Origin of the sequence: Sphaerisporangium sp. NPDC049002 (genome assembly GCF_040649355.1) — a bacterium.
Lineage (GTDB): Bacteria > Actinomycetota > Actinomycetes > Streptosporangiales > Streptosporangiaceae > Sphaerisporangium.
This window is the reverse complement of the sequence record NZ_JBEZFH010000411.1, coordinates 1-2,153: the sequence shown is the minus strand read 5'-3', so window position 1 is coordinate 2,153 and position 2,153 is coordinate 1. Positions and strand designations below refer to the sequence as shown.

The window sequence follows — 2,153 nt, the reverse complement described above, 5'->3', positions numbered from 1 at the left end:
GCCGTCGACACCAACATCACCGCGACGGCCTAATCGTCACAGAGCTCTGCACGTCAATTCGTACCTAGGCCTGCACAGGAATCCGTACGCCGACATGAGGTTCCCCTGGGAGTTGTGGGACGTCCTGCAGGCAGTGTCGGTCCCCGGTGATGGCGTAACGCCGGCGCGCCGCTCGGTGAGATCTCCGGGCGGTCGACCAGCCGCTCCTTACCGGCTGGTGAGGGCCTGCTCCACCAGCTCCAGATGGCTACTTCGGCAGCAACTCCACCATTGCCGAGGACACGGGGACGGCCCTACGGACCACCACCTACTCCTACGACTCGGCAGGCCGTGTTGCCACAACCTCAGTGGCCGTGACCCCGGCGTCAGCGGGCGGGACCACCGTGCCGGACGTCACTTACACCTATGACCCCGTCACCGGGTTGCAGACCCAGGCCAGTGCCGCAGGAGTGACGGTCACCACCACCTATGACCCTCTAGGGCGTGTGACGTCCACCACGGACGCCGACGGCAATACGGCGGCCACCACCTACGATGCGGCCGGGCGGGTGGCGACCGTCAACGACGGCAAGGGCACCTATACATACACCTACGACGGGACAGACGCCTCCGGAAAAATTGAGCACCGCGGTCTGATCACCGCCGTCGACACCGGAGGGGCGGGTACCTTCACTGGGGCCTACACAGCGGATGGGCAGCTCACACTGCAAAAGCTGCCCAATGCGCTTACCGTCACCAACGGTTACGACAACAGCGGCAACACTGTCGCACTCACCTACGCGAAGAACGGAACCCCCTGGCTGAACTTCTCCGCGACCCGTGACGCCGCCGGCCGCGTCCTCCAAATGACCAGCGCCCAGGGCAGTCTGGAAAACTACACCTACGATGCGGCCAACCGCCTGACCAAGGTCGCCGATACATGGGACACCCAGTGCATCACGCGTCTGTATGGATTTGATGCAGACACCAACCGCACCAGCCTTACAACATACCCAGCTGACGCTGATGGGCAGTGCTCGACCAAACACCACCCCAGTCAGCCAGAGCTACACCTACGACCAAGCCGACCGGACCACTAACAGCGGCTACAACTACGACGCCTTTGGCCGCACTACCCAGCTGCCGGCCTCGCAGGTCTCTGGCGGCATCAACCTGACCGTGGGCTACTACGCCAACGACATGGTGGCCTCCCTGTCCCAGAGCAGCCAGTCCTCCACATTCGCTCTCGACCCCGCAGGACGCATACGGAGCATGACCACCATCGGTGGTCCACGTCCCGGCACCGTCACCAACCATTATGCGAGCAGTGGTGACGGCCCTGCCTGGATCACCGAGGCCAACGGCTCGTGGACCCCGGAACGTCAAGGGACTCGCTGGACTGGCCGGAATCCAGAAGAGCGACGGCACCACCATTCTGCAGCTCGCCAACCTGCACGGCGACATTGTCGCAATCTCCGATGCCAGCACCAGTTCCACCGGCATCCAGGCATACTTCGAGCAAACCGAATATGGAAGTCCACGCACCTCCAATACCACCAACCCAAGCCGGTACGCCTGGCTCGGTGGAGCGCTTCGTTCGAGCGACGCCATGGCCGGCCTCGTCCTTATGGGTGCTCGCCTGTACAACCCCGCCACAGGCCGGTTCCTGCAGACCGACCCAGTGGCTGGCGGTAGTTCCAATGCTTATGATTACTGCAATGCTGAGCCGATCAACAGCTACGACACCACCGGCATGTTCTCGGTGGAGAACTATTCACTTAATCGGTCAGCGGCATACTGGTACGTGACATTCAAGTTCACCAAGCGAGAGACTGGAAAGGTGGCACGCCCGGCCGACACTTTCGCTTCCTTGCAGTCAATAATTACCGCATCGGCCATCGGTGTAGCAATCAACGCCATGGTGAGCCGTGTCGGAAAACACGCGAAACCTACCTCGGTTCTGTTCAGGAGGATCGGGCCTGCCGTAGCTGTAGCCATGCTGCTCATGGCCATATGGATCAAGCATGTGGCCTCCGGAGCCGATGCAGAAGGAAGGTGTCTTCGGGCTAGAGTCGGCGGATTGAAAATCCCTTGGCTTGACATCCCTGCCGGTCGGTATCAATATATCTGGTGGTACTCCGACCGCTGCTAATCCGTCGAGCGTGTGAGCGCGT

2 protein-coding genes are annotated in these 2,153 nt (G+C 61.6%); both read left to right on the top strand.

Going from position 1 to position 2,153, the window contains the following annotated elements; translation table 11 throughout:
* Positions 1 to 383 precede the first annotated feature (383 nt).
* Positions 384 to 1,079, top strand: a complete 696-nt coding sequence (locus AB0B89_RS36090; protein ID WP_358562196.1) for a hypothetical protein — start codon at positions 384 to 386, stop codon at positions 1,077 to 1,079.
* Positions 1,080 to 1,306: 227 nt separating this feature from the next.
* Positions 1,307 to 2,131, top strand: a complete 825-nt coding sequence (locus AB0B89_RS36085; protein ID WP_358562193.1) for an RHS repeat-associated core domain-containing protein — start codon at positions 1,307 to 1,309, stop codon at positions 2,129 to 2,131.
* Positions 2,132 to 2,153 lie beyond the last annotated feature (22 nt).